The sequence below is a fragment of the Desulfonatronospira sp. genome (genome assembly GCA_003563255.1).
Classification (GTDB): Bacteria; Desulfobacterota; Desulfovibrionia; order Desulfovibrionales; family Desulfonatronovibrionaceae; genus Desulfonatronospira.
In genome coordinates this window covers 1-3067 of the sequence record PWSL01000438.1, presented here as the reverse complement: position 1 = coordinate 3067, position 3067 = coordinate 1, and the positions used below count along the sequence as shown (strand labels likewise).

Annotated in this window: 2 protein-coding genes; both read right to left on the bottom strand. The window is 52.1% G+C overall.

Features of this window, described 5'->3' with window-relative positions; translation table 11 throughout:
• Positions 1-332 precede the first annotated feature (332 nt).
• A complete protein-coding gene (locus QZP87_RS12780; RefSeq protein WP_291323310.1) occupies positions 333-1073 on the bottom strand; it encodes a methyltransferase domain-containing protein in 741 nt (246 codons plus the stop codon).
• A 153-nt stretch (positions 1074-1226) separates the two neighbouring features.
• On the bottom strand, positions 1227-3067 hold a 1841-nt coding region (locus tag QZP87_RS12775), incomplete at its 5' end, for an ATP-binding protein (RefSeq protein WP_291323309.1).

The following is a 3067-nucleotide window of genomic DNA, read 5'->3' as shown; positions in this document are numbered from 1 at the left end:
TTCAGGCTTCACACAGGTGCTTTGCACACACGGTTTTGAAAGATAAAGAGTCCTGAAAGGGGTTGCCTGCTTGGCTGGTCATGACAGACATTACTCCCCAACCGTGAGCGGCAGAGCCGCCCGCCTGTCCCGTGAAACAAACGTAGTTTCAGCGTAGCTGGTTTCACTGGGAGGTGCAACGAAGTTGCCCGTGCCAAAAAGATCTTCACTGGCACGGGAAGCCTTCAGGCTACACACAGGTGCTTTGCACACACGGTTTTGAAGAATAAGATAAACGCGGGACTGTCTCCAGGCCGATTGCGACCTCCCCTGAATGGTTACCGATGAAGTGTTCATGCTTTCCCAAATGCCTTGAAAAAAGTATAGCAGAATGTCCCATCCTCTTCAGTCGTTCGGTACAGGTCACTTATTCCCTTGTCGAAAACAGCAGGAGCCACAATACCTTCCCTGATTGCCGATTCACGGACTGCCTTGATCATGGCTGTGAATGTTTTTTTCGTGAATCCGTCGACCATTTCAGGTCTGCTGGAATCAGCATAAACCATCCGGGGGGATACGCGTACCCGGTTGTAGCCAGCACCAGTCAGTAATGGGAATAGTGACCTTCCTAAGAGCGCATTGCCACCTGCCCGGGACTGCAGTTCAACCTGGCAGAAAATCGCGGTTCGAGCGGACGCGCTGTCAGGATAAAAACAGGCGGAACCATGATCTCCTTCAATGACGGTAATAGTACCGCCCGGCCGCAAAACTTCTTTCAGCTTCTGCAAGGCTGACAAGGGGTCTTTAAGGTGCTCCAGAACAAAACAGACAAAGACATGGTCAAAAGATTGCGGACAAAATGGAAGATGAAAAATATCCGCCTGAAGAAACCGGACGTTGGTCAACTCCTCCGCAAGGATCTTCTGCTCAGCCTCGGCTATAGAAGTCTCTGAAATGTCTACGGCGATAATCGAGGCATCAGGACTTTTTCTCCCCAAAGTCACTGTTTGTGCTCCGACTCCACAACCGATCTCCAAAACTCGACTTTCTGCATTGTACTCCGTATCGGAATGCAGTAAATCCACCAAGGTCATAGCCTGATCCTGCAGTCGAACGCTTTCCAGAGGATCATACCCGTGAACATATGCTCTTGTCATGACTTCTTTCCTTGCAGGCGGTCTGGGGGATGAGCCGTCACACTTCAGCATTCAGGGTGTGCCCCGAGTGCCGGCGATCACCGCCGAGGACTACCCTGAATGGTTACCAAAGAACTTACTGAACACCCTCTGAAAATCCTCGTGATTCACCGGTTTGCCAATATAGTCATCCATACCTGCCTCCAGGAACCTTTCCCGGTCACCTGGCTGGGTATGAGCGGTTACAGCGATTATGGGAATGCCCGACATCCGACCTCCGACCTCCGACGTCCGATCTCCGACCTCTACGGCGCGAATGCGCCGAGTCGCCTCCACCCCGGTCATCACCGGCATCTGGATGTCCATGAGTACGCAGTCGAAGTCCTGTTCCAGAAACAGATCCACGGCTTCCTGCCCGTTGTTCGCCAGGACGACTTTATGCCCTTGCTTTTCCAGCATGGTTTCCATGAACAACTGATTCAAGGGGTCATCTTCTGCCAGCAGGATATCCAGATATTTTTTGGACTCTCTCCGGTAGATGGATGTATGGACGGACTCAGAATAATCATCCTTCGGCAGGGTGAAAGGCAGGACCACGTGCACTGTGGTCCCCCGGCCCACTTCACTTTCAACGGAAATGTTTCCGTTCATCATCTCCACCAGGCGTTTGACCAGGGACAGGCCCAGCCCTGCGCCCTGGTGCCTGCGTGTGTATGAACCATCAACCTGGACAAAAGGTTTGAACAGAGTGCTCAGCTTGTCATCGGGGATGCCTATGCCGGTATCGGACACTGAAAATTTCAACCTGGTATCTCCGCCTTTGGCCCCAGAGAGAGAAATCAGATGCACCTGGACGTTTCCCTGTTCTGTAAACTTCAGGGCATTGCCCGTCAAGGTGAACAGGATCTGCTTGATCCGGGCAACATCGCCCATGACCTGTGCAGGAACCTCAGTATCCATGAAAACTTGCAGATCGACACCCTTTTGCCGGGCTTCTGCAGAAAAAAGGCCTGACAAGGAATCAAGCAATTCTCCAGGCCTGAATTCTGCAGAGCAGATGCTCACTTTCCCAGCCTCAATGCTGGAGAGTTCCAGTATGTCGGTAAGGAGTCGAGTAAACCTTTCAGATGATTGAATGGACAGATTGACGAATTCCTGCTGTTCATCATTCAGGTCAGTGGCTTGTAAAAGCTGCATCATGCCCATGATGCCATTGAATGGAGTACGCAGTTCGTGGCTCATATTGGCCAGAAACTCGGACTTGGCCTGGTTGGCTGCCTCGGCTTGTTCTTTGGCCTGGATAAGTTCTTTTTCAGCCGTTTTGCGCTGGGAAATATCCCGGGCAATTCCAACTGAATGCCATCTTCCCTGCAGCAAGACAGAGGACATGGAAAGCGAAATCGGAAACTCCAGGCCATCCTTGCCAGTAGCTGACAATTCAATTGTTTTGCCCACAGCATTGCCCTGTCCGATCCTCTCGAATTCAGGAAAAGCGTATTTAAAGGATTCATGATATTTTTCAGGTGCCAGGAGATGATGCAGGCTTTTCCCCATGACTTCTTCTGCAGTATATCCGAATATTGATTCGGCCATGGGGTTCCAGTATGATATTTCGCCGTCAGGTCCCATCATGATAATTGCGTCCTGGGCTGAGTCAGTAACCGCCTGCATTCTTACCTGGCTCTCCCGCAGGGATTCCTCGGCCCGCCTGCGCTCATCCAGTTCGTTGTTCAGCTTCAGAATGGAGTCGGATATCTTGCGGGACATCTGGTTGAAGGACCTGGTCAGGTTGCGGACCTCCACAAACCGGGACGTTTCCGCGATCTCCTCGGGCTGGGAACCTGACGTCAGCCTGCCGGCGGCCCTTTCCAGCAGACTGACAGGTCTGACAATACCTCTGGTCAGGAACATTCCAGCCAGCAGGGCCAGGCCCAGGACGGCCAGGGTTATCA